The sequence below is a fragment of the Paenibacillus sp. J31P316 genome, from assembly GCF_056269105.1.
Genome location: NZ_JBWDNI010000006.1, coordinates 76,353 through 100,626, shown reverse-complemented (window position 1 = coordinate 100,626; position 24,274 = coordinate 76,353). Strand labels below are relative to the sequence as shown.

19 protein-coding genes are annotated in these 24,274 nt (G+C 60.3%); 17 read left to right on the top strand and 2 right to left on the bottom strand.

All coding sequences use genetic code 11. The features are described from left to right. Window positions 1–696 precede the first annotated feature (696 nt). The 4 genes from AC0YNU_RS19655 to AC0YNU_RS19640 all read left to right on the top strand — a co-directional run bounded on the left by AC0YNU_RS19655 (window position 697) and on the right by AC0YNU_RS19640 (window position 4,435). Entirely contained in the window at window positions 697–1,002 is a 306-nt protein-coding gene (locus AC0YNU_RS19655; protein ID WP_475759714.1) for a hypothetical protein, read from the top strand. A 196-nt stretch (window positions 1,003–1,198) separates the two neighbouring features. After that, entirely contained in the window at window positions 1,199–2,611 is a 1,413-nt protein-coding gene (melA, locus tag AC0YNU_RS19650) for an alpha-galactosidase (protein WP_475759712.1), read from the top strand. Between the two features lie 15 nt (window positions 2,612–2,626). After that, window positions 2,627–3,655 carry a Gfo/Idh/MocA family protein gene (locus AC0YNU_RS19645; RefSeq protein WP_475759710.1) on the top strand — a complete coding sequence of 343 codons (1,029 nt, stop codon included), beginning with the start codon at window positions 2,627–2,629 and terminating at the stop codon, window positions 3,653–3,655. Window positions 3,656–3,670: 15 nt separating this feature from the next. Then, entirely contained in the window at window positions 3,671–4,435 is a 765-nt protein-coding gene (locus tag AC0YNU_RS19640; RefSeq protein WP_475759708.1) for a hypothetical protein, read from the top strand. A gap of 15 nt (window positions 4,436–4,450) precedes the next feature. Here the strand turns inward: AC0YNU_RS19640 and AC0YNU_RS19635 are convergent, their stop codons facing one another. Then, entirely contained in the window at window positions 4,451–5,152 is a 702-nt protein-coding gene (locus tag AC0YNU_RS19635) for a GntR family transcriptional regulator (RefSeq protein ID WP_475759706.1), read from the bottom strand. 165 nt (window positions 5,153–5,317) lie between these two features. Here AC0YNU_RS19635 and AC0YNU_RS19630 point away from each other — a divergent pair, with 165 nt between their 5' ends. The 6 genes from AC0YNU_RS19630 (at window position 5,318) to AC0YNU_RS19605 (ending at window position 11,998) form a co-directional block, all read left to right on the top strand. Then, window positions 5,318–6,052, top strand: a complete 735-nt coding sequence (locus AC0YNU_RS19630) for an SDR family NAD(P)-dependent oxidoreductase (RefSeq protein ID WP_475759704.1) — start codon at window positions 5,318–5,320, stop codon at window positions 6,050–6,052. A 16-nt stretch (window positions 6,053–6,068) separates the two neighbouring features. After that, window positions 6,069–6,938, top strand: a complete 870-nt coding sequence (locus AC0YNU_RS19625; protein ID WP_475759702.1) for a transketolase — start codon at window positions 6,069–6,071, stop codon at window positions 6,936–6,938. Then, window positions 6,935–8,014 carry a transketolase family protein gene (locus tag AC0YNU_RS19620; protein WP_475759700.1) on the top strand — a complete coding sequence of 360 codons (1,080 nt, stop codon included), beginning with the start codon at window positions 6,935–6,937 and terminating at the stop codon, window positions 8,012–8,014. The genes AC0YNU_RS19625 and AC0YNU_RS19620 overlap by 4 nt, the downstream gene beginning before the upstream one ends. Window positions 8,015–8,115: 101 nt before the next feature. Then, window positions 8,116–9,351 (top strand): mandelate racemase/muconate lactonizing enzyme family protein, encoded by a 1,236-nt coding sequence (locus tag AC0YNU_RS19615; protein WP_161702668.1) that lies wholly within the window; start codon window positions 8,116–8,118, stop codon window positions 9,349–9,351. After that, window positions 9,348–10,364, top strand: a complete 1,017-nt coding sequence (locus AC0YNU_RS19610) for a serine hydrolase domain-containing protein (RefSeq protein WP_475759698.1) — start codon at window positions 9,348–9,350, stop codon at window positions 10,362–10,364. Before AC0YNU_RS19615 ends, AC0YNU_RS19610 begins: the two co-directional genes overlap by 4 nt. A 14-nt stretch (window positions 10,365–10,378) precedes the next feature. After that, the gene (locus AC0YNU_RS19605; RefSeq protein ID WP_475759696.1) at window positions 10,379–11,998 is read left to right on the top strand and encodes a sialate O-acetylesterase; all 1,620 of its coding nucleotides are present in this window, start codon (window positions 10,379–10,381) and stop codon (window positions 11,996–11,998) included. A 79-nt stretch (window positions 11,999–12,077) separates the two neighbouring features. Here the strand turns inward: AC0YNU_RS19605 and AC0YNU_RS19600 are convergent, their stop codons facing one another. Next, window positions 12,078–12,932 (bottom strand): helix-turn-helix transcriptional regulator, encoded by an 855-nt coding sequence (locus tag AC0YNU_RS19600; RefSeq protein WP_475759694.1) that lies wholly within the window; start codon window positions 12,930–12,932, stop codon window positions 12,078–12,080. A 136-nt stretch (window positions 12,933–13,068) separates the two neighbouring features. Here AC0YNU_RS19600 and AC0YNU_RS19595 point away from each other — a divergent pair, with 136 nt between their 5' ends. The 7 genes from AC0YNU_RS19595 to AC0YNU_RS19565 all read left to right on the top strand — a co-directional run bounded on the left by AC0YNU_RS19595 (window position 13,069) and on the right by AC0YNU_RS19565 (window position 24,272). Then, complete coding sequence (locus tag AC0YNU_RS19595) at window positions 13,069–14,898, top strand: glycoside hydrolase family 127 protein (protein WP_475759692.1); 1,830 nt, start codon at window positions 13,069–13,071, stop codon at window positions 14,896–14,898. A 186-nt stretch (window positions 14,899–15,084) separates the two neighbouring features. After that, entirely contained in the window at window positions 15,085–16,470 is a 1,386-nt protein-coding gene (locus AC0YNU_RS19590) for a hypothetical protein (protein WP_475759690.1), read from the top strand. Window positions 16,471–16,673: 203 nt separating this feature from the next. After that, window positions 16,674–18,161 carry an extracellular solute-binding protein gene (locus tag AC0YNU_RS19585; protein WP_475759969.1) on the top strand — a complete coding sequence of 496 codons (1,488 nt, stop codon included), beginning with the start codon at window positions 16,674–16,676 and terminating at the stop codon, window positions 18,159–18,161. A 94-nt stretch (window positions 18,162–18,255) separates the two neighbouring features. Further along, on the top strand, window positions 18,256–19,374 hold the full coding sequence (locus AC0YNU_RS19580; protein WP_475759688.1) for an ABC transporter ATP-binding protein: 1,119 nt from the start codon (window positions 18,256–18,258) through the stop codon (window positions 19,372–19,374). Next, window positions 19,368–22,391, top strand: a complete 3,024-nt coding sequence (locus AC0YNU_RS19575; RefSeq protein WP_475759686.1) for an extracellular solute-binding protein — start codon at window positions 19,368–19,370, stop codon at window positions 22,389–22,391. Before AC0YNU_RS19580 ends, AC0YNU_RS19575 begins: the two co-directional genes overlap by 7 nt. After that, on the top strand, window positions 22,388–23,374 hold the full coding sequence (locus AC0YNU_RS19570; RefSeq protein WP_475759684.1) for a carbohydrate ABC transporter permease: 987 nt from the start codon (window positions 22,388–22,390) through the stop codon (window positions 23,372–23,374). The genes AC0YNU_RS19575 and AC0YNU_RS19570 overlap by 4 nt, the downstream gene beginning before the upstream one ends. A gap of 1 nt (window position 23,375) precedes the next feature. Continuing rightward, window positions 23,376–24,272: a carbohydrate ABC transporter permease gene (locus AC0YNU_RS19565; RefSeq protein ID WP_475759682.1), complete on the top strand. Its 897-nt coding sequence runs from the start codon at window positions 23,376–23,378 to the stop codon at window positions 24,270–24,272. The last annotated feature ends 2 nt before the right edge of the window (window positions 24,273–24,274 follow it).

Below are 24,274 nucleotides of genomic sequence, written 5' to 3'. Positions count from 1 at the left end.
AGCATTAATCCCGTGGATCGTTAAGGTACCGAAGAACCGGCTGCTTGCTGCGATCGGCACGCACATCCTCGTCAGACCGCAATACCTCTGCAGTATAGCGATGCAATGGGATCACGCGCTTGGCGGCAATCGCTTGACGGTAGAAATAACTGCAAAAATGCAGCTAATCGGCGCGCTTATCGCTGAATACGAGCAATAACTGCAAATATGCAGCTATTTCAGCTATAAACGCGATACAGAAGCGAAAAACCCCGGAATAGATGCATATTTGCATCTATTTGGTCTTGGAGGGTATTTCCCATGCAGAATAAGTGCAAATTTGCATTTATTTGAATGGTTTCACCGTGCTGCAGAGCGAGCTGGCGTCGGCGTGTATTGGTATGGTGCTGGTGGTGCTGGTGCTGGTGCTGGTACTGGTGCTGGTACTGGTGCTGGTGCTGGTATTGGTGCTAGGTTAGTGCTGGTATTGGTGCTGGGTTGGTGCTGATGTTGGTATTGGTGTTTATGTTGATACTGGCGTTAGTGTTGGTGCTGTTGCTGTTGCTGTTGCTGTTGCTGTTGCTGTTGCTGTTGCTGGGTTGGAGTTGGCGTAAGTGCTGATGCTGATGTTGGTATTGGTACCGGTATTAATGATGGTGTTAATGAGGTGCAAGTGTTTGTATTGGCATTAATGTTGGAGTTGGCGTGGCGCTGGCAATGGCATTGGCATTGGTATTGATGTTGGTATTTGGTGTTGTTGTTAATGGCGTTAGTGCTGAGACTGATGTTGGAATTGGTGCCGGTATTAATGATGGTGTTATTGATGGTGTTATTGATGGTGTTATTGATGGTGCCGGTGTTTGTACTGGCATTAATGCTGGCGGCGGCGGAAGCCGCCTCCGGCCGACCAGGCCAAAGCGCAGCGCAACGCAACGAAAAGAAGGTGAAGTCTTCCACGACAGTCAGCCTTGCCTACCCTGCAATGCCCCCCTGCTGGGGGAAGTTCTGCAGGCCATGTCTTAAAAAGCCCCGGTGGAAGCAGGGGCCCGGAGGAGGTACGGAGTCGGAGATCGCCTTTGTAGTCGGAATTCCACCTCTAAATGTCTAATCAAATGAGAGAATTCCGAACTACAACAGCGAACGCAGACCCGTACCGCCGCAGGGCCCCCACGCCTTCCACCATCCGCTTTTCATCCATTCCAAAGAACGGGGTGTCCTTATGAGAAGAGTCGCCATCATCGGAGCCGGCAGCGTCGTATTCTGCAAAACGCTGATCCTGGACATCATGGCCACGGAAGTGCTGGAAGAAACCGAGTTCGTCCTCATGGCGCCGTCGACGACCAAGACGACGCATGTCAAAGCTTACATCGACCGCGTCATCGCGCAAAACAACCTCAAGGCCCGCGTCTCCATCACGACCGACCGCCGCGAAGCGCTCGCGGGCGCGAACTACGTCATCTGCTCGTTCCAAATCGGCGGCCTGACCGCTTTCGAGCTGGATTACAAGATCCCGCTCAAATACGGCGTCGACCAATGCATCGGCGACACGCTCGGACCGGGCGGCGTCTTCCGCGCCCTGCGCAGCATCCCCGTCATTCTGGACGTGGCGCGCGACATGGAGGAGCTGTGCCCGAAAGCGATCCTGCTCAACTACGTCAACCCGATGGCCATGATCTGCTGGGCGCTCGGCGAGACGAATATCCAGTACGTCGGCCTCTGCCACGGCGTGCAGACGACGCTCGACCTCATCTCCGGCTACACCGGCGTGCCGAAGCAGGAGATCGACTTCATCACCGGCGGCATCAACCACATGGGCTGGTTCCTGAAGATCGAGCACGAGGGCCAGGATCTCTACCCGCAGCTGCGCGAGAAGTTCGAAGAGCCGGAATTTTACGTCAACGAGAAGGTGCGCGGCGAAGTATTCCGCCACTTCGGCTATTTCATGACGGAGTCGACGGGTCACCTCTCCGAATACGTGCCGTGGTTCCGTCACAGCAAGAAAGCGCTCGACCTCTACTGCGACGAGCCCGCGTTCGGCGGCGAATCCGGCGCGTACTACAACTGGTGCATGTACGTGGCGAATAAATACACCGAGGCCGACCTGCTGACGGACGAATCCGCCGACCTGCCGCCCCGCAGCATCGAATACTGCGCCTACATCATCGAGGCGCTGGAGACCGGCAAGCCGTTCAAGTTCAGCGGCAACCTGCGCAACAACGGCATGATCAAGAACCTGCCGGACGACTGCTGCGCGGAAGGCCTCGTCTACGCGGACCGCACCGGCATCCACCGGACGATCGTCGGCGAGCTGCCGGCGCAGTGCGCGGCGCTGAACATGACGAACATCAACGTCCAACGGCTGGCCGTCATGGCGGCGAAGTCCGGCGATCCGGAGACGGTCGTGCAGGCGATCGCGCTCGACCCGCTGACGTCCTCGGTGCTGACACTGAAGGAAATCCGCGACATGGTGACGGAGATGCTGGACGCCGAGAGCGAATGGCTGCCGCAGTTCGGCAACCGCCGTCCGCGTCCGACGCCGACGATTCAGATCCCGCAAGACGTGAAGCGCGCCGACGTGCCGATCGACCCGGCGCTCGCGATCTTCGCCCGCCTTGGCGAGCTGGCGCAGTAAAGGAGCCTACGGACAATGACAACGTTCAAAGTCGCGCTGGCCGGCTGCGGCGGCATGGCCAACCATTGGGTGGAATACGCGCTGCAGCGGCCGGATACGGAAATCGTGGCGCTGATGGATATTTACCCCGAGCAGGCAGTCCGAATGGCAGAGCGCCACGGACTGACCTGCGGTACCTATACGGACCTCGCGGAGGCAATCCGCGAATCGAAGGCAAATCTCGTCTTCGATGTGACCATCCCCGCCGCCCGTTACAACGTCTGCATGACGGCGCTCGCGAACGGCTGCGACGTGCTGTCGGAGAAACCGATGGCCGTCAGCCTGACGGAAGCGCAGGATATGATCCGCGCCGCGGACACGCATGCCCGAACCTACGCGGTGATGCAGAATCGGCGCTTCCATCCGAGCATCCGCGCGTACCGCGATTTGATCGCGGAGGGGAAGATCGGGAAGGTCGGCCATTTGCAGGCGGATTTCTATATCGGCGCGCATTTCGGCGGCTTCCGCGATACGATGGACAGCCCGTTGCTGCTGGACATGGCCATCCACACCTTCGATCAGGCGAGATTCATCCTCGGCGCGGATCCCGTGTCGGTCTACTGCCATGAGTTCAATCCGCCCGGATCCTGGTACGGGGGCAACGCGTCGGCGATCTGCATTTACGAAATGTCGGACGGATCCGTGTTCTGTTACCAAGGCTCTTGGTGCGCGGAAGGCGCGAATACGTCATGGGAGGCCAATTGGCGCGCGGTGGGGTCGCAAGGTACGGCGTTGTGGGACGGCTCGAAACAGCCCCCGATCGCGGATATCGTCGTCGCGGGACAGGAGCCGAGCTTCACGCTGCGAACGGAGCGCGAATCGGCGGAGCTGACGTACGCAGGAAGAAAGGATCATTTCGGCTGCTTCGACGAGATGTTCGCGGCGCTCCGAGAAGGACGCCGGGCGGAAACCGACTGCCACGATAATATCAAGAGCATTGCCATGGTTTTAGGCGCCCTGGAGAGCGCGCGAACAGGCACCAAAATCGACCTGAGCGGCATCTAGGCTTAGACTAAGCCGATGAACCTGTGGGATGTCCTGTTGATTGCCGTCGTGTCGGCGCAGGCGCTGGCCGCGTCGTATTTGTTCCATCCGAAGTGGAAGGCGCTCGTGTTCGGGCTGCCTTTTCCGTTCACGTTCGCTTACTTGGCTGTAGGCAAGCAGGTGAATATCTTGAATATCCTGTCGCTCGCTCTCATGTTTCTGTTCATGCAAGCGGTGCGAATGCTCTACGCCGGCTGGCGGGTGCCGATTATCGCCGCGATCGCGGCATCCGCAGCCGGCTACTGCCTTTGCGGATATCTAATGGCTCAGGCCGTTCCGATCCGAGGCGAGCTCTTCTGGATCGGTGCCGCGGCCGCGTTCCTGCTGGCGCTGGCGCTGCTGCGCTGGATGCCTCCCCGGGAGGAGCCGGGCGAGCGTACGGCGCTGCCGCCGTGGGTGAAGGTGCCGCTTACCGTCTGCCTGGTAACGCTGCTCGTGCTAGGCAAGCAGGAGCTGCAAGGCTTCATTACCTTTTTTCCGTTTGTCGGCGTATTCGTGGCCTACGAGGCCAGGCGGAGCCTGTGGACGATGGGGCGGCAAAATGCCGTCGTCATGGTGACCGTGCTGCCGATGCTGGCGGTCATGCGGCTGGTGTTCCCTTCGCTGGGAGCGGGGGGAGCAGTAATCGCCGGCTGGTGCGCATTCATTCCTTCGCTGCTGCTGGTTACTCGCCTGAGACGGCAGGGGCGGAGCGCGGCCGACATGAAGAAGCCTCCGGCGGAAAACTCCGCCGGAGGCTAAGTTGAAAGCTGAAGCTTACTGTGCCGAAGATCCGGCAGCCGATTCCTCGGCCGCGCGCTGCCGGTACCAGTCCGCGATGAGCTGGCGGGGAAGCTTGATCTGCTCCTCCACCAGCTGCAGCAGGACATTCAGCTTCCGATCCTCGATCGCCTGCAGGATCAGCGCGTGGTTGTCCGGAATCAGCTCGTTTGCCGTGTTCAGCCGGTTCGACAGCGTGAGCATGTCGGTGATGATGGGACGAAGCGTTCCCCACAGCTGCAGCAGCGCCCAATTGTCGGCCAGCTTCATGAATTCGTAGTGAAACTCGATATCGAGCTGCTCCAGCTCTTGCAGGGAAATCCCGTTCTTAAGCATATTCGCGATGATGCCGTGCAGCGGCTGGGTATCGATCGTGTCGTTCCGCATGATCTCGCTGGCAGCCATCCGCTCTAGATTCTCGCGCATGTCGAACAGGTCATTGGCATGCTTCTCGGTAAAACCGACGACCTCGGAACCGCCGTTCGGAAGCGTTTGCACGAGTCCTTGCTGCTCCAGCGCGTGAATGGCGCTGCGCACGGGGCCGCGGCTGACGCCGTATTCCTCGGCCAGCTGGCCTTCGACGAGACGGAACCTGGCAGGCAGCTCCCCGGATAAAATTTGCAGGCGCAAATGATGCAAAATATCTTTGGCAAAGACGCTGCGGGAAAATCGATCGTGTTTGCGATTCACTTTGATCATCGAAGATTCTCCTTATCATGGTACATATAAAATGTGAGTATTTACTCTTATTGACAATTATAAGCCCTCCTCCTAGAATAGTAAATAGTAAATGGTATACGGTTAACCAAATGACAGTTAACCATATTATGCAATGATTCCTGAATTCGAGAAGGAGGAAATGCAGTGATTTTCAAGGATTCGGTCGTCGTGGTTACGGGGGCGGGAGGCGGAATGGGCAGAACCGTCGCGCTCGCTTTCGAACGGGAAGGCGCCAAGCTTGCACTCATGGATGCTTCATCTACAGGATTAATGGAAACGGTTTCAAAATTACAAAGCGGTAACGTCGTGCACGATACGGTCGATATTCGCGACGTGTCGGCGATCCGAAGCTTCATGAGCCGGACAAGAGAAGAACTCGGTCCCGTCAGCGTGCTCGCGAACTGCGCGGGCGTTTGGCATGAAGCGGCGTTCGACGAGGTGACGGAGGACAACTGGAACTTCGTCGTGGACGTCAATTTGAAGGGCAACTTCTTCTTGTGCCAGGAAGCGATGAAGCAGATGCGGGAAGCCGGCGGCGGCTCCGTGGTCAACATCGCCTCGACGGCAGGCGAATACGGCAGCATTCGTCCCGCGGCCCACTACGCCGCATCCAAGGGCGGCATCATCGCGATGAGCAAATCGCTAGCCCGCGAGGGAGCGCCCTCGATCCGCGTCAACGTCATTTCGCCGGGGCCGACGGATACGCCGATGCTGGCCAACACGGAAGAAGAGAAGAAGGAAATCGCGAAGCGCCCGCTCGTCGGCCGCTTGGGCACGGCGCATGACATGGCTTCCGCGATTCTCTATCTGAGCGATCCCGGCAGGGCGGGCTATATAACGGGCGAGGTGCTGCGCATCAACGGCGGCAGCTTGATCTGACGGAGGAGGGATGGCGATGAATGCTTATGCCGACATCGCGCCGGGCGGCTGCGCTGCGGAGCTGCCGCTGGACGGACTCGTAAAGGATCTGAGGAAAACGGTCATCCGCATGACGGAAGCGGCTGGCGGCGGCTATATCGCGCAAGGACTCGGCTCCGCCGAAATGATCGCGCATCTGTTCTACCGCATGCTGCGGCTTGATCCGGCACAACCGGATTGGGCGCTGCGCGACCGCTTCCTGTTATCCGTCGGCCATTACGCGATCGGCGTCTATGCGGCGATGGCGCGGCTGGGTTACTTCCCGGATGAGCTGCTGGACACGTACAGCGCCGATGGCAGCGTCATCGAGATGATCGGCAGCGAGACGACGCCCGGCTTCGAGATTACGGGCGGCTCGCTGGCGCAAGGCCTGTCGCAGGGCGTCGGCCTTGCGATTGCGGCGAAGCTTCGGCAGCATCCTTGGCGGACGGTCGTATACATGAGCGACGGCGAGCTGGAGGAAGGGCAGACGTGGGAGGCCGCGATGGTAGCGAAGCACCACGGGCTGGATAATCTGCTGGCGATCGTCGACGTGAACGGCATGCAGGCGGACGGCCGCATTTATGAAGTGACGGGCATTCTGCCCATCGCCGACAAGTGGCGGGCGTTCGGCTGGAACGTCGCCGAGATCGACGGCAACGATCCGGCCGCGGTGGAGCAAGCGCTTGGCGAGGCGTTTCGGAAGAACGGGAAACCGATGATCATCGTCGCGCATACGGTTCCCGGCAACGGCGTCTCCGAGCTGCACGGGAAGCATGACGTCCATTACGTGAGATGGACGAAGGAACAGTCCGAAGCCGCCCTGCGGGAGCTGGATTTCGGCATGGGGGGAGGAACGGCGCCATGATCGACGCGACGCAATCGGTTATTTACGGGGGCAAAGGCTCGCCGGAAACGCGGCTGAAAGCTTACGGCCACGCGCTTGCGGCTCTCGGCCATGCGCGTCCGGACGTGCTCTGCCTGAGCGCGGACCTGACCTCCCAGACGGAGGCCGACCTCTTCCGCGGCGAACATGCCGGCCGCTTCTTCAGCATGGGCATGGCCGAACAGAATATGGTCGGCGTCGCGGCCGGGTTGGCGCGCGCAGGCGAGATTCCGTTCGCGCACAGCTTCGCCTGTTTCATTACGCGGCGCTGCTTCGACCAGATCGCGATGTCGGTCGCGTACCCGCGGCTGAACGTCAAGCTGGTCGGCATGATGCCGGGCATCTCGAGTCCCGGCGGCGCATCGCATCAGGCGATCGACGATTTGGCCATGATGCGGGCGACGCCGAACATGCGCATCCTCGACGTCGGCGAGGCGTCCGAAGCCGAGCAGGCGCCCGAACTGGCGGCTGCCACCGACGGACCGGTGTATCTTCGCCTTCGCCGGGGACTGCTCCCGAAGCTGTTCGACGGGACGGCATACCGGCTGCAGTGGGGCGAGAGCTACCTGCTGCGCCGCGGCAGCGACGTCGCGCTCGTCACCTCGGGCCTGATGACCGAACGCGCGCTTCAAGCAGCCGCCCTGCTGGAGGAGAACGGCATCCGCACGGCCGTGCTGCACGCGCCGAGCATCAAGCCGCTGGACGAGGAAGGCATCGCGGCTGTCGCCTCGACGTGCCGGGCCGTCCTGACGCTCGATAATCATTCCGTTATCGGCGGTCTCGGCAGCGCCGTCAGCGAGGTGCTCGCGGAGCAGCGGATCGCCGTTCCTTTCCGGCGGCTGGGCTTGCGCGACGTATTCGGCAAGGCGGCGTCGAACGCTTATATTTTCCGACACTTCGAACTCGACCCCGACCAAATCGCGCGCGCGGCGCTGGAGCTGCTGGAACGCGGAACCGAGCTGCGCGGCGCCGGGAACTGGAGCATGGCCGGCAGCGGCGATTCGGGCTGGGGCGAGGCATGGAAGCAGGGCGAGGACGGCCGTGCACAGGGACGTTGAACGATGAACCAACGTTAAACCATCGGATGGCCGCACATCCAGACATTCGGCCGCGTACGAAGCCATCCGCATCCCATACTATTCGCGGAAGAGGTGTAGAGATGATCAAGCAGAATCCGGCGGCATCGCCCGGCAACGACAAAATCGTACACATCGAAACGTACCGGTGGAAAGAGCAGCCGAACATCATTTGGGTCGAGATCACGACGGAGAACGGCTTCGTCGGACTGGGCGAGACGTATTACGTGCCCGGCGCGGTGGAGGCGGTCATCCACGAGATGGCGGCGCCGCTCATCCTCGGCAAGAATCCGTTTCATATCGAGGACATTTGGAACACGCTGTTCGTCTGCGCGAACTTCTATGGGTACGCCGGCGCGGAGATGCGGGCGTTCTCGGCGATCGACATCGCGCTGTGGGATATTTTGGGCCAGGCGACGGGGCTCCCGATCTACGCGCTGCTCGGCGGCAAGACAAGGGACAGCATTCCGATCTACAACACCTGCATCAACTTCGGCAAGTACCGCGACATGGACGATTCCTTGGAGCGGCCGGGAGATCTCGCGGAGCATCTGCTGTCGCAGGGCATCAAGGCGATGAAGTTCTGGCCATGGGACCGGTTCGCGCCGCAGCTCAAGGTCGAAGCGATCACGGGTCCGGCGGGCTGGGCCGCGGTCGGTCCGGCTGGCAGCTACCTCAGCTTGGAGGATCTGAAGAAAGGGCTCTGGTGCGTGGAAGAGATCCGCAAACGGGTCGGCGACAAGATCGAGATCATGATCGAGGGCCACTCCCGCTGGGATCTCAACTGCGCGATCAAGATCGGCCGGGCGCTCGAGCCGCTGCAGCCGTTCTGGATGGAAGACATCATGCAGCCCGACAGTCCCGATGATCTGGCTCGCCTGGCGGACAGCGTCCGGCTGCCGCAATGCGTCAGCGAACGGCTCTTCACCCGCTATGCCTTCCGTCAAATTCTCGAGAAGAAGGCCGCGCATATCGTTATTCTCGACCTCGTCTGGACGGGCGGCATTACCGAAGGCAAGAAAATTGCCGCGCTCGCCGACACCTACCACCTCCCAGTCGCCCCTCACGACGGAACCGGCCCCGTTACCATCATTTCCAGCATGCATCTATGCGCCAGCGTCACCAACGCCCTCACCATCGAAACGGAACGCGCCTTCTACGACGGCGGCTACTATACGCAAGTCGTCACCAACAATCTGCCTATCAAAGACGGTCATATGTGGATTTGGGATAAACCGGGCCTCGGCACGGAGCTGCTTCCGGAATTCAAGTCCAGAGAGGATGTCACGAGCCGAAAATCCAAGGTTGAAATCGTATGATTTCTGCATCGCTGGAGGATCGATTAAGGTCGTATATCGTTAACGGTATTACACCGAGTTTGTCCATCGCCGTCGGCAGCAAGGACGAGGAGCTCTATACGTTCCAGGAAGGGACGATGTCCTTCGTTCGAGAGGCGCCGGTGAAGCCGGAGACCCTGTTCAATGTCGGCTCGACGACCAAAATGTTCACGGCCGCGCTCATCGTCAAGCTGGCGGAGGAAGGGGAACTGACGCTGAACGATCTCGTGCGGCGCTTCATTCCGGAGTTCCCGGTGCCGCAGGTAACGATCGGCCATCTGCTCACGCATACCTCGGGACTGCGCGAGGTGAAGCTCGGCTGGCCTGGGCTCGGCGGTATCGAGGCTTACTTCGAGGCGCTCTACGGCCGGACCGGATGGAACACGCTGCCGGAGACGCAATTCGCCTATTATACGGCCGGTTACTCCATGCTGATGGACGTCATCGAGCGCATCACGGGCGCTCCGATAGAGGCGTTCGCGAGGGCGAGTGTGTTCGATCCGCTCGGCATGGCGCGGACGACGTTCGACACCGCGTCGCTCGCGAACGGCGAATTCACGGTGCCGTGCCATAAGGACCGGCCGGGCGACGAGAGCGGCGAGTTCCGCTTGGCGACGACCGGCGACAGCGGGCTGCATTCGACCGCGGCGGAGCTGATCCGCTTCGGCCGGATGCTGTTGAACAAGGGGAACTGGGAGGGACGGCGAATCTTTACCGAAGCTTCCGTCGATCTCATGTTCCGCGAACGCACGGGCGGCCGGCATGCCTTCTCGGCGATCGGCATGATGAAGGCGGCGAACAATCCCCACGGCTGCTTCAGCGATTTAAATTCGCCGGAGACGATCGGGCATCCCGGCTACAGCGGATGCATGCTTTGGATCGATCCCTATTATGGCTTGACCGGCGCAGTGGTCACGAACAGCGAGAATCTGCATGAGGATTGGCGAAATTACCGGACGCTGCTCGCGCTGTCGATGAAGCGGGCGCTCCGATAAAAGGGGAAATCGGCATGCTGAACATAGCGCCCATTCTAAGCGACGGCATGGTGCTGCAGCGCGGCAAGCCCGCGCCGCTGTGGGGCAAGGGCAATGAAGGGGCGACGGTGAATGTCTGGTGCCGCCGGACGGAGGCTCCTGATGCTCAAGTTACCAATACTGGAGTCGCGGACATTCGCATGCATGCTAGCGGAGCGGCTTCCGATGCGCTTGCCGAGGAAGCGCGAATCGAAGAGGCTGGGATGGCATCCTTGCAGGCCATCGGCGATGATGTCGCCAAAGCCGGTACGGTCGTTCGCGGCGGGCGCTGGTCGCTTGCGCTGCCTGCTATGGCGGCAGGCGGACCGTTCGAGCTCACGGTCCAATCGGAAGGCGAGCGGATTACGATCCGAGACGTCTGGTTCGGCGAGGTGTGGCTGGCCGGCGGCCAATCGAACATGGAGATGCGATTGAAGGATACGCTCGGCGGCAGGGACGAGGCGGCACGGGCGAAGGAGTCGCTGCTGCGCTTCTACGAAGTGCCGCCGATCAATTACGACGACGGCCGGGAGCATCGGGGCGAATGGCGGCAGGCGCTTCCGGAGCATACCGGGCAGTTCTCGGCGGTGGCGTATTATTTTGCGCTGGAGATTCTGCGGACGCAAGGCGTTCCCGTGGGTATCATCGGCTGCAGCAAAGGCGCCACGTACGCCAACTGCTGGGTATCCCGGGAGACGTTGGCGGACGACGAGGAGCTCTGCGTCTACCTCGACGAGTTCGCGGAGCAGACGAAGGATCTGGATCTGGAGGCGTACTATGAGGCCGATCGCCATTTCAATGCCGTGGCGACCGAATATTACGCGCGCTTGGATGAGGGCGTACCGGCGGAACAGCTCGTCGCGCCCGAGTGGCCTCCGCCGATCGGCCCGCGGTATTTCCTAAGGCCATGCGGCATGTACGAAGTCATGCTGAAGCATGCGGCGCCTTACGGGCTAAGAGGGTTTATCTATTACCAAGGGGAAGCGGATACGGGGCGTTCCGGCCTGTATCCCCGCATGATGGAGGCGCTCGTGGACAATTGGCGCGCCGACTGGGGAGATCCGGAGCTGCCGTTCCTGTTCGTTCAGCTCTCGAACTTCGGCTGCATGGGCAACGAGAACGGCGAGGACTGGGCCTTGCAGCGGGAGGCGCAGCTGATCGCTTCGCGGCGCATTCCCGGCGCGGGCATGGCGGTTTCCATCGACTGCGGCGATTTCGGCGATATCCATCCGCCGAACAAGCGGCCCGTCGGCGAGCGGCTGGCCTTGATCGCCCGGGAGCAGGTATATCGGGAGCCGGTGAACGGCAATGGCCCCGTGCCGCTCGTAAGCGTCGCTCGGGAGGACGGCTCTGCCGAGCTGACCTTCGGTTATGCCGAAGGCGGCCTGGCCAGCGGCTGCGACGACGGACTGCGCGGCTTCGAAATTGCCGGCAGCGACGGGTTGTTCGTCCCGGCGTCCGCCGAGATTGAAGACGGGGCGACGGTCGTACTTCGCGCCGATGGCGTAGACGCTCCCGCGCGCGTTCGCTACGGCTGGCGCAACTGGACGGACGCCAATCTGTTCGGCGGTTCCGGCTTGCCGGCTTCGCCGTTTCGGCTGAGCATCGAGCCCTAAGCGCGGCACGCGGCAAGGGGACGGCCGGCGCTGCATCTGTGACTAGCGCCCGGTCTGCCGCCGGCCTTCCCCTCGATCCCTATCGGAACCGCCCCCGATATTCCCGCGGCGTCTGCCCCTGCAGCTTGGCAAAGCTGCGGATATAGTACGTGGCGCTGGAGAAACCGACGTCGACGGCGATCTGCGAGATCGGCATGCCGGTGTTGATGAGCAGCAGCTTGGATTGATCGACGCGGTGCTTGGTCAAGTATTCGAGCGGCGTCATCTGGTAGACCTGCTTCATGCAGCGCGCGACGTAAGTGGGATGGTAATGCAGCTGATCCCGGTACTGCTCGTAGCAGTCGGCTTCGCGGTAGTTCTGGCGCAAATACTGCTCGACGGCTTCGGCGATCTGCTGGGCGGGGGAGCGCAGGCTGCGATGATTCTCGTTCATGTCGAACAGCAGCGCCTGGAAGATCGTCTGCTGCTTCCACCGCGAGGAGGCGCTCGGCTCCTTCTCCGCCTCGATCAGCGCAAGGACGTTGGCGTAGAAGCTCAGGGCGTCGGAGAAGCCGCAGTACCGGGGCAGGTAGATCGTGAAATGCTCGATCCGCTGGTAGCGGCGGTCTTTGTCCGGATCCGTCATGGGTACGGCTTCGGAAGCCTCCGCCCATTCGCCCGTGCTTTGAAAATGCAGCCAGTAGAAATGCGTCCGCTCCGTGCATGCCCGGTAAGAGCCATGCTGCCGCTGAGGATGCAGGATAAGCGCCTCGCCCTCCTTGACCTCCCAGCGCTGGTCCTCTTCTTCCATGTAGAGGCAGCCCTCGGTGACGATGATCATATCGAACAGGCTGATGTTTTTGCGGGTGGCGTGCAGATCCCCGGCTTGATAAACGGCTTCGCCGCCAACGATATAATGCGGCAGGGGCGGTGCCGTAAACCGAAAGTAGTTCATCGGAGGGCTCCTTTCGAACGAGAAGTTCATATTGTGCGATTATGTCGTTCGCTTACAGGCTATTTGAAACTCATTATAGCATCTATCATGGGAATAGAAACCAACCTGCGATAAGAGGTGATGAGAAGGAATGAGCATGGCCAAGCAAAGCGCGTCGGCCCCGGAGGATTTGGGGAAAACGTTCGCGCGGGTACCTTTTCAGCAAGTGACGTTCACGGATGCCTTCTGGGCGCCGCGGCTGGCAGCGCACAAGACGAACACGATCCCGGCATGCCTCGGCTTCTCCAAGAGCCGCATCGACAACTTCGCGAAGGCGGCAGGGCTGAAGGAAGGCGGACACGAAGGCATTTTCTTCGACGATTCGGATCTGTACAAGATTCTCGAAGGCGCGGCATACTCGCTTGCGCTGCAGCCGGATCCCGAGCTCGACAAGCAAGTCGACGATATTATCGCGCTCATTGCCGCGGCTCAAGAGGAAAGCGGCTACATCAACACCTACTATCAGTTGGAGAAGCCGAACGAGAAATACACCGACATGGGCAAGCACGAGCTCTACTGCGGCGGCCATCTCATCGAGGCGGCAGTCGCGCACAAGCAGGCGACCGGCAAGACGAACTTCCTCGACGTGGCGATCAAGCTGGCGGACCATTGGGACCGGTATTTCGGCCCGAATCCCGATCAGCATCTGTGGGTGGAGGGGCATCAGGAACCGGAGATGGCGTTAATCAGGCTGTACCGGGAAACGGGCGACGAGCGCTACTTCAACCATGCGAAGTGGATGCTGGAGGAACGCGGCAGCCGGCACGGCGAAGGGCAGGGCTGGCATCACGAGGACCAGGAGTATTGCCAGGGCAATGTTCCGTTACTGGAGCAAACGGAGCTGGTGGGCCACGCGGTTCGTACGGCGTACATGTTCTCCGCCATGGCGGACGTCGCGTACAAGACGAACGACGAACGCTACAAAACAACGCTGGATCGCATGTGGGACCGGCTGATCAACCGCAACATGTTCGTCACGGGCGGCATCGGATCCACGCATGATAACGAAGGCTTTACGCGCGACTTCGACCTGAACAACGAGAAAGCCTACTGCGAGACATGCGCATCCATCGGCATGGTGTTCTTCAACCACCGGATGAACCTGCTGCACGGCGACGCCAAGTATGCCGACGTCATGGAGCGCTCGCTCTACAACGCCGCGCTGGCGGGCGTCAATCTGGCGGGCGACAAGTATTTCTACATTAACCCACTGAACGCGGACGGTCTGCATCACCGCTTCGAATGGATCGGCTGTGCTTGCTGTCCTTCTAACGTGGCGAGATTTATTCCTTCCATCGGCAGCTACTTGTACGCGACGGGCGACCGGGAAGCCGTCGTCAATCTCTATGCGCAAAGCGAAGCCCGCCTGACGCTGGGCAGCGGCGCGGTCGTAAAGCTGAGCCAGACGACGGAGCATCCGTGGGAAGAGCGGGTCACGCTCAAGGTCGAGCCCGAGAACGGCGAGGCGGAGTTTACGCTGAAGCTGCGGTATCCCGGCTGGTGCCGAGATCTGCGGCTGCAAGTGAACGGCAAGGAAGTCGACCAGCTGAATTTGGAGAAAGGCTATATTCGCCTGAACCGGGCATGGAAGGCCGGCGATACCGTTCAACTGACGTTCGCGATGCCGATCGAGCATGTCCACGCCGATCCGCGCGTCGAAGCCAATGTCGGGAAAGTCGCGCTCCAGCGCGGGCCGCTCGTGTACTGCTTCGAGGAGACCGATCAGCCGATCGACATCGAGACGCTGACGATTGCTCCGGACACGACGTTCACGCTGAGCCGGAACGAACGGATCCTGAATGCGGTGCAATTCAATGAAGCAACGGCTGACGGCAGTCCGGGCGTCGTGGCGGTACCGTACTTCGCTTGGGATAATCGCGAGCCGGGGAAAATGAAAACCTGGGTGCCGGAGCGAAACGGCTCCTAACGTGGAGGAAGCGCGGGATATGTCATGGTCATGGTCATGCTATCCCGCACCGCACGCCGCACGCCGTCTTATGGAGCATATTGCCGTCCCGGCGTCCCGCGGGGGGCCAACCCGAATCGGCCATCATGCATTCGGCCATTCGGCGCCATCATGCGACTCTATAACTCTATAAAGGAGGAAAAAATCATGGGCGGTCTAAGCATCGGTTGGGCATCCGGCGACATTACGCCGGCGCGTCCGGTTTACTTATGCGGGCAAATGTTCGAGCGTCTGTCGCAGTATGTCCGGGACCCACTGACGGCGACCGCGCTGGCGCTCGATGGCGCCGACGGCGGTCAGGCGATCATCGTGTCCGTGGATCTGGTCATCGTCACCCGCGAGCTGCAGAACGGGCTTGCGCAGCGGCTTCGCCGTTCGATCCCCGACTTCGACGCCGCCAAGCTGGTGGTGTGCGCGACGCATACGCATAACGCGCCGTTCGAGGACTACGAGCAGTTCTCGCGGTTGTCCGGCGGCACGAACGTCTACGACTTCAGCGATCCCGGCGCCATGCATCCGCCGGAGTACATGGAGCAGCTGCTGGGTACGCTGGATACGCTGGCTGCGGAGGCTTGGCGCGCAAGGGCCGCGGGGGCGGTCAGTCCGGCCTTCGGTTACGCCGTCGTCGGGCACAACCGCCGTTCCACTTACGTGGACGGTCGGGCGATGCTGTACGGAGCCGTGCATCACGATATCTTCAAGGCAATTGAAGGACCCAGCGACCATGGGGTGGAAATGCTCTATCTATGGGATGCCGCAGGGCAGTTGACGGGCATCGTCATGAACGTCGCGTGCCCGGCGCAGGTCATGGAGGGCGAATCTTTCATTACCGCGGACTTCTGGGCGGAAGCGCGGGATCAGCTGAGGGAGCGGTTCGGCGACGGACTGTTCGTCCTGCCCCTCGTCGGCGCCGCCGGCGATGCGGCGCCGCATGGCGACCTCATTCGCGCAGGCAAGGGCGCGGAACCGGACATGTTCAAAGCCGAAGGGATGGAGGAGCTCGGCAGGAGGCTGGCTGACCTCGCCTGGAGTCAATTCGAGCTGGCGCAGGCACGCCAGGAGCGCGAGCCTGAATTTCGTCACGAGGTGCACGCCGTCCGGCTGCCGCTCAGCTTCCCGCGCGAAGAGGAGACGGAAGCGATCGTGTCGGATTACATCGAGGATCTGTTCCGGGAGCCTGAACGCGCGGAACGGATCAGGCGCAAGGTCGCGCAGCGAATCGCCGAAGGCGCCGAGTTTCCGTTCTTCGACGCGGAGGTGCATGTCATGCGGCTGGGCGGAATTGCGATCGCGACGAACCCGTTCGAGCTGTTCGCGGAATTCGGTCTGCGGCTGAAGGCGCTGAGCCGCGCGCGGCAGACGTTCGTCGTCCAGCTGGCCTGCGATTTCGCGGCTTATCTGCCGACGGAGAAGGCAAGAGAGGGCAAAGGCTTCAGCGCGTTCGCGCTTGACGGCCTGGTCGGTCCCGAGGGGGGACATGAGCTCGTCGATCGCACGGCGGAGCTGCTGAACGACCTGTTCCAGGTAGAGTGAAGGAGTAGAAGAATCAGAGAAAACTGTAAAGATTTTGCTTGCAAAGCCTAGAGGGCTATCATATGATAGAGGTGCAAGTAATTTGGTTAACAGTCATCGGTTAACTGAAAGTTCATTGTACAAAAACCACATAATGAAAGCGCATACTCTAGCATTCGGATTCAGAAAAACCATTCAGTACGGAGGGGATTTTCTTGAAAAGGATGAACAAGAGAGGAACACTGCCAGCACTGGCCGTCATCATGGCACTTTCAATGGCTTTGGCCGCTTGCGGTAACGACAACAACGGAGACACGGGAAGCAATACGCCGAACAACGGCGGCACGAAGAACACCGACACCACGGCACCGACCACGAACAATACCGCGAACGACACCACGAACGACACGACGAACAACACGACGCCGGATGCTCCCGCAGCCGACGAGCCGGTCACGCTCAAGCTGGCCACCTGGATTCCCGCAGACGACAAATGGACCAAAATGCTCGAACTTTTCAACGCCAAATTCCCCAACATCAAGGTCGACATGATCAGCTGGCAAGGCACGAAGACGCTGCAAGAGAACATCGCGGCAGGCGAACCCGTCGACGTCTTCTGGGCCAACACCATGTGGGAGCCGCTCTCCCAAGGCTACGTGGAAGATCTTCAGCCTTACATCGATAAAGATCCCGAATTCGGCGATTATCCGTTCCTCCCCGGCATTCTCGACACCTTCAAGGTCGGCAACGACATCTACGGCTTATCCCGCGGCAACGACCTTGGCGTCATCTACTACAACAAAGACCTTCTCGACAAGTACGGCATCGATCCGCCGGCAGTGAACTGGACCTTCGACGACATGAGAGAGATGGCGAAGAAGGCGACGAATGCCGCCGAGAAGACATGGGGCTTCAACAATACGTCCTACAACATCGGCTGGTTGGCTTCCACCGTTCCGTACGCAAACGGCCATACCGAAGATATCTATGGCTTGAACAAGGCGCATGACAAGATCATGTGGACCGGCGACAATACCGCCGCGCTCGACGATCTGAACTATTTCTACGATATCGTAACGAAAGACCAATCCATGCTGAACTGGGGCGATTCGCAGAAAGCCGGCTTTACGGGCGGCGATCTGTGGGAGAAGGGGCAAGCGCTCTTCAACTACGGCATCTCGTTCCAAATCCCGGGCTGGAGCAATCCCGACACCGGTCTGAAATTCAAATGGGACATCGCGCCGATTCCGGCCGGTACCGCGACGCAGGCCAACTACGCGCAGAATAACCCGATGTTCCTGGCGGCGGCGAGCAAGCACAAGGAAGCGGCTTGGGAATTCATGAAGTTCTGGACGACGAACAAGGATTTCCAAAACCTGTTGGCCGACAACGGCTACACGTTCCCGAACTCCAGCGACGCGGACATTCAAGCGCATTTCAAAACCATTCCTTCTTATGCGGCCGTCAACCAGGAAGCGTTGGCCTTCGCGTATAACCACCCGATCTACGATCCTTCCTACGGCATGATCGGCGGCAACTTCGCCGGCGAAGCAACGGGATATATCGCGGACCAGGTTATCGAGAACAAAATCAGCGCGTACGACAACCTGCCGAAATCGGCCGAGGAGAAGAACGGGCTGATCGCGCAGGCGAAATCGACGGCGGAGAAAGTATTCAAGGTCCAGGCCGAGAGCGAGGCCGCGGCCAAGTAATCGCATGGTTCGCGTATGGACTCAAACCTCAGGGTTCCTGGGGTTTGAGTCCCTTTTCCAAGATAAGCGCGTAAGCCGAAGGGGAGGGCAAGTCATGAGCAGCGTGTCGTTTCAAAGGGTGTGCAAGCGTTACTCCGGCGAGAAACGCAATTCGGTCAACAACTTCAATCTGGAAGTGAACGACGGCGAGTTTCTGGTGCTTGTCGGGCCTTCCGGCTGCGGCAAATCAACCTTGCTTCGCATGCTTGCGGGGCTGGAAGAAATATCGGAGGGCGAGATCCATATCGGCGAGCGCCTGATCAATTACGTATCGCCGAAGGATCGGGATATCGCGATGGTGTTCCAGAATTACGCATTGTATCCGCATATGAGCGTGTACGAGAATATCGCATTCGGACTCCGGCTTCGGAAAATGGCGAAATCCGAAATCCACGAGCGCGTCACCCGCGCAGCCAAGATTCTTGAAATCGAAGCCCATCTGCAGAAGAAACCGAAAGCGATGTCCGGCGGCCAGCGCCAGCGGGTCGCGCTAGGGCGCGCCATCGTTCGCGAACCGGACGTTTTCTTGTTCGACGAGCCGCTGTCCAACCTGGACGCCAAGCTGCGCGTGCAGATGCGGGAAGAGATCGGCAAGCTGTACCGGCGCCTGAAGGCGACGATGATCTACGTAACGCATGACCAGATCGAAGCGATGACGATGGGAACGCGGATCGTCGTCATGAAGGACGGCAACATCCTGCAGGTCGCGACGCCGGAGGAGTTGTATACGAAGCCGGCCAATCTATTCGTGGCGGGATTCATCGGCTCGCCGCCGATGAACGTGCTGCGCGGCAAATTCATAGCGGAGGGCGGGGGCGCCTATTTCGAGACGCGCTTGTTCCGGCTGGCCATTCCCGCGGAGAAAGCGAAGCCGCTTATCGATGGAAAACTCCACGACAAGGAAGTCGTGCTCGGCGTACGCGCCGAAAATATCGTGTACCGCAACGACGAATTGGCAAGCGAGACCTATGCGGACACGCAGCTGGAGGTCCAAGTAGAGATGAAAGAGTTGCTGGGCTCCGACGTCTACTTGTACGTGCGGAACAAGGAATATAAGCTCGTCGTCCGCGTTGATCCGCGCACGCGGTTCGAAGAGGGGCAGAAGATGCGGATCGCGCTCGACATGGAGCTCGTCCATTTCTTCCATCCTCAAACGGAGGGACGATTATGCTGAAGAGCACGCGGAAGGCGGCGGAAGCGGAGGCGGGCGAGAAGGTCGGCGGGCGCAATACACTCCGCTTGGCAGTGCGCCCTGCAGTTGGCAGGCGCTTGGCCATACTTCTAGGCGCCCTTATGCTGCTCTCCTTGACCATGTCTTCGCTGCCGACGGTTTATATGGACGGCGCCGCGAAGCAAGCGGCTGCTCCGGCCGAGTACGGCTTGGGCGACGGAAGCGTAACCTACTTGGAATGGCTGCACACCGCGGCATCCGGCGTTCCTGATGGGGTTTTGGCTTCCGGCGGAATCGAATTGACGGCGAATTCGTATTCGTCCGTGTCGGACCCGGCGCTATTTCGGCAGCAGGACGGAGGCGGCGTACTGTGGGGCGACGGAGAAGGATGGATCGCCTATACCGTCGATATCCCCTCGGACGGGCTGTACGACATCGGATTGACGTACGACTCCGCCGACGACTCGGGTCAGGACATTAACCGCGGCATTCAGATCGACGGACGGTCTCCTTACGGCGAGGCGGACCGGCTGCTGCTGAAGCGCGCGTTCACGCAGACGGCTTTCCCGCTGAAGACGGACGGCCACGGCAATGAACGAAGCCCGGATTCCACCGAGGCGAAGGGCTGGAAGAGCGTGCTGTTAAGCGATTATACGATCAGCCCGGAGCCGCTCAAATTTCATCTGACCGCCGGCAAGCATGAGATTCGCTTGACGTCGAAGCAGGCGCCGCTGCTGCTCAAAGGGCTGACGATCGCGGCGCCGCAAGAGCTTCCGAGCTATGCGGAAGCGGCGAAGAGCTATCCGGCTCCGGACATGAACGGGACCTGGATGAAGATCAACGAGGCAGAGCAGCCGACGCTGAAATCCAACGCTTCGATCCGCGCCTTGTCGAGCATCGGCACGCTGATGTCGCCGGAGACGACGGGCAAGACGGTCTACAACAATATCGGGGGCGAAGGCTTCGGCGACAGCGGCCAATGGCTGGAATGGACGTTCGAGGTGCCGAAGGACGGCCGCTACGAGATTGGTTTTCGGTTTTTGCAATTATACGTCAACAATTCCTTTGCCTACCGCGACATTACGATCGACGGCGAACCGCTCTTCAAGGAGCTGCAGAACGTCGGCTTCCCGTACGACCATAACTGGCAGTGGGACGGCTTGACGCTGTCGGACGGCAGCGGCGATCCGCTGCTCTTCAACCTGAAGGCAGGCAAACATACGATGCGGATGACCGTCACTTCCGCGCCGACGCGCCTGATCTACGAGGGACTGCTGCGCAACCTGAACCGGATCGGCGAGCTGAACCAGCAGATTCGCCGCGTGACCGGCATTTACGACAAGTCGAGCTCCGGCGCGGATATGAACCGTACGTGGGATCTGGAGCAGTACATTCCGGATATCAAGCAGCGGCTGACGGAATTCGCGGGCGATCTCATGCAATTGGCCGACCTGCAGGCGGCGAACACGATGGGCCAGGGAGAGACGGAAACCTCGTTCCGCCGGGCGGCGGAGAACCTGCAGAAGCTGGCGGCCGACATCAACCAGGTGCCGAACCGGATCAATTGGTTCGAATCGATGGCGAACGACCTGGCCAGCTGGACGTACAGCTTGATGTCGCAGAAGCTGTCGCTCGATTATTTCTGGGTCGCCGAGCCGGGCGCGAAGCTGCCGAAGGTGACGCCGAGCTTCGTGGACAACGTGGCGAGCCAGTTCAAGCGCTGGGTCGGCTCGTACACGAACGATACGAATTACCGCAGCAAGGAATCGGGCGCGCTCGACGTTTGGGTGGTCAACAACCGGGATACGGCGGAGCAGATCCAGAAGTTCGCGGACGATTATTTCACGAGCGAGACGGGAATCCCCGTCAGCGTCAATATCGTGCCGGATCCGTCGCAGAAATTTCTGCTCGGCAACATCGCGGGCGATTATCCCGACGTGACGCTCGGTCTCTCGGAAGAGATGGCTGGCGACTTCGGCATGCGGGGCGCGCTCGTCGACCTCTCCAAGCTGCCCGGTTACGCGGAGACGGCGAAAGCGTTCCAGCCGGGCGCCCTGCGGCCGTTCCACTATGACGGCGGCGATTACGCGCTGCCCGAGACGCAGGCGTTCTCGGTGCTGATGTACCGGACGGATATTTTGGGCCAGCTCGGCATCAAGCCGCCGGACACGTGGGACGATGTCGTGAATATTTTGCCCTCGCTGCAGCAGAAAGGCTATGACTTCTACATGCAGTCGCTCCAGTTCCAGTCGTTCATGTACCAGAACGGGGCGGATATGTATACGCCGGACGGCCTGCAGTCGAGCCTCGATACGGACGCGGCGTACAAGGGCTTCAAGCAGTGGACCGACATGTTCTCGCTTTATCAGATTCCAAGTAACGTGCCAAGCTTCTACACGCGGTTCAAAATGGGTCAAATCCCGATCGGGATCGCGGATTACTCGACGTACATCTCGATCATGAACGCCGCGCCGGAACTTGCCGGGCGATGGAAGATCATGCCGATTCCGGGCGTGAAGCAGCCCGATGGCACGGTCGTGCGCTGGTATCCGGGGTATATGACGACGGATATCATCTCGCAGAAATCCGACAAGCAGGCCGAGGCATGGCAGTTCCTGCAATGGTGGTCGTCCGCGGAGACGCAAAGCCGGTTCGGCAACGAGCTCGAAGCCGTGCTAGGGCCGAAGTATCGCTGGATAACCGCCAATTGGGAAGCCTTCAAGCAACTTCCGTGGCCGCGGGAGGATCTGGCGGTTATCGCGGAGTCGCGGAAATGGTTGAAGGAGATGCCGATCGTGCCGGGCTATTACATGACCAGCCGGATGATCACGGACGCGGAGAAGCAGGTCGTCCTGGCGAAGCAGAATCCGCGCGAAGTGTTGGAGAGCGCCGTGGCCGACATTAACCGGGAGATGAAGCGCAAGCAGCGCGAGCTGGGGCTGCGCGACGACAGCGGCCAGGTGCTGAAGACGCTGGACGTTCCGCAAATCACGGAACCATGGAAGGAGGCGACCCCATGAATGCAGTAGAAACGACCACGGCGCCGGCGGCGGTACATGCCAAGCCGCTCGGCGCGCCTCTGAAGCGCAAATCGGTGCTGCAGCGGATGCGCGAGAACGCGTCCGCCTACATCTTCGTCGCGCCCTTCATGATTACGTTCATCGTCTTCGTCGCGGCGCCGGTCTTCCTGTCGCTGACGCTGTCGCTCTTCCAATACGATTCCGTATCCGCGCCGAAGTTCGTCGGCTTCGACAACTTCCTGTCCATCTTCACGGAGGACCGGCTGTTCCTGCGCTTCGCGCTGCCGAACACGTTCTTCTATGCCATCGTCGTCGGGCCTGTCGGCTATGCGCTCTGCTTCTTCCTGGCCTGGCTCATCAACCAGCTGCCGAAGCGGTGGCGGGATTATTTTACGCTGGCGATCTATATTCCTTCCATGGGCTCGGCCGTCAGCATGGGCGTCGTCTGGATGGCGTTCTTCGGCGGCGACGAGACGGGGTATCTGAACCGTCTGCTGCTGCAGTTCGGTTTCATCGATCAGCCGGTCGCCTGGCTGTTCGATCCGCGGTATTTTATGTGGATTATGATTATCATCTCGCTCTGGCAGGCCATGGGCATCGGCTTCCTCGCCATGCTGGCGGGCCTGCAGACGATCAATACCGAGCTGTACGAAGCGGGCGCCATGGACGGCATCTCGAATCGGCTGCAGGAAGTGTGGTACATCACGATCCCGTCCATCCGTCCGCAGCTGCTGTTCAGCGCCGTTATGTCCGTCGTCGGCACGTTCAAGGGCGGCATCGTCGGCCAGTCGCTCATCGCTTCGACGAATCAAGACATCACGCCGGGCAATGCGGGACTGCTGATCAGCAACCATCTCGACGACTACTTCCGCAACCGGTTCGAGATCGGTTATTCCTCGGCGCTTACCGTACTGCTGCTCGTGATGATCTACGCCATGACGCGCTTCTCCTTCCACCTGTTCGGACCGAAGGGGGATGAGTAGCATGCGCTTGCCATTCGGAAGGCGGCTGAAGATGAAGCGGCTGAGCGCATTCATGCTGCTCAACATGGCGTTCCTGACGCTGCTGGCGCTCATCATGCTGCTGCCGCTGATCTTCACGCTTAATCAAGCGTTCAAGCCGATCACGGAGCTGTTCCTGTTCCCGCCTAATTTCTTCGTGCATCACCCGACGCTGTCGAACTTCCGCTCGCTGCTGCTGAGCGAATCCATCGTGCCGTTCACGCGCTACTTTACGAATAGCGTCATGATGTCGGCCATTACCGTAACGGGCGTCGTCATGGTTAGCTCGATGGCGGCCTTCGGTTTCTCGAAGAAGAAGTTTCCCGGCAGCGCGGCGATGTTCGCGATCATTATCGTCTCGCTTATGTTCTCGCCGGACCAAGTGTGGATTACGCGTTACGTGGTCGTGGCGAAGCTCGGCATCATGAATACGTATTGGGTCCATTTTCTCCCGTTCCTGGCGATGCCGGTGTGCGTCTTCCTGATGAAGCAGTTCATCGACCAAGTGCCGGAGGCGCTCATCGACGCGGCCAAGATCGACGGCGCGAAGGAACGGACGATCTTCCTGCGCATCGTCCTGCCGATGTGCATGCCCGCGGTGTCGACGATTGGCATTCTCGCCTTCCAGCAAATCTGGCCGGAGACGGAATCGTCGGTGCTCTTCACGGGGATCGAGTCGCAGAGGCTGCTCAATTTCTTCGTGAACTCGCTGACGAACGGATCGGGCACGACATCCTCGTCGGTCGGCTCCGTGAACGGCGTTGCGGGCCAGGGCATCCAGGCCGCCAGCGCGCTGGTCGTCTTCCTGCCGTTCGTGGCCGTGTTCCTGTCCTTCCAGCGCAAGGTGCTGCAGACGATGGCGAATTCGGGAATCAAGTAGAA

Excerpts from the sequence above, each read along its gene's own strand:
- AC0YNU_RS19595 (WP_475759692.1), top strand. The coding sequence starts at position 13,069 with ATGGCCAAGCAAAGCGCGTCGGCCCCGGAGGATTTGGGGAAAACGTTC.
- AC0YNU_RS19645 (WP_475759710.1), top strand. The coding sequence starts at position 2,627 with ATGACAACGTTCAAAGTCGCGCTGGCCGGCTGCGGCGGCATGGCCAAC.
- AC0YNU_RS19590 (WP_475759690.1), top strand. The coding sequence starts at position 15,085 with ATGGGCGGTCTAAGCATCGGTTGGGCATCCGGCGACATTACGCCGGCG.
- AC0YNU_RS19640 (WP_475759708.1), top strand. The coding sequence starts at position 3,671 with ATGAACCTGTGGGATGTCCTGTTGATTGCCGTCGTGTCGGCGCAGGCG.
- AC0YNU_RS19615 (WP_161702668.1), top strand. The coding sequence starts at position 8,116 with ATGATCAAGCAGAATCCGGCGGCATCGCCCGGCAACGACAAAATCGTA.
- AC0YNU_RS19575 (WP_475759686.1), top strand. The coding sequence starts at position 19,368 with ATGCTGAAGAGCACGCGGAAGGCGGCGGAAGCGGAGGCGGGCGAGAAG.
- AC0YNU_RS19585 (WP_475759969.1), top strand. The coding sequence starts at position 16,674 with ATGAACAAGAGAGGAACACTGCCAGCACTGGCCGTCATCATGGCACTT.
- AC0YNU_RS19610 (WP_475759698.1), top strand. The coding sequence starts at position 9,348 with ATGATTTCTGCATCGCTGGAGGATCGATTAAGGTCGTATATCGTTAAC.
- AC0YNU_RS19565 (WP_475759682.1), top strand. The coding sequence starts at position 23,376 with ATGCGCTTGCCATTCGGAAGGCGGCTGAAGATGAAGCGGCTGAGCGCA.
- melA (WP_475759712.1), top strand. The coding sequence starts at position 1,199 with ATGAGAAGAGTCGCCATCATCGGAGCCGGCAGCGTCGTATTCTGCAAA.
- AC0YNU_RS19635 (WP_475759706.1), bottom strand. The coding sequence starts at position 5,152 with ATGATCAAAGTGAATCGCAAACACGATCGATTTTCCCGCAGCGTCTTT.
- AC0YNU_RS19580 (WP_475759688.1), top strand. The coding sequence starts at position 18,256 with ATGAGCAGCGTGTCGTTTCAAAGGGTGTGCAAGCGTTACTCCGGCGAG.
- AC0YNU_RS19625 (WP_475759702.1), top strand. The coding sequence starts at position 6,069 with ATGAATGCTTATGCCGACATCGCGCCGGGCGGCTGCGCTGCGGAGCTG.
- AC0YNU_RS19570 (WP_475759684.1), top strand. The coding sequence starts at position 22,388 with ATGAATGCAGTAGAAACGACCACGGCGCCGGCGGCGGTACATGCCAAG.
- AC0YNU_RS19600 (WP_475759694.1), bottom strand. The coding sequence starts at position 12,932 with ATGAACTACTTTCGGTTTACGGCACCGCCCCTGCCGCATTATATCGTT.
- AC0YNU_RS19605 (WP_475759696.1), top strand. The coding sequence starts at position 10,379 with ATGCTGAACATAGCGCCCATTCTAAGCGACGGCATGGTGCTGCAGCGC.
- AC0YNU_RS19655 (WP_475759714.1), top strand. The coding sequence starts at position 697 with ATGGCATTGGCATTGGTATTGATGTTGGTATTTGGTGTTGTTGTTAAT.
- AC0YNU_RS19620 (WP_475759700.1), top strand. The coding sequence starts at position 6,935 with ATGATCGACGCGACGCAATCGGTTATTTACGGGGGCAAAGGCTCGCCG.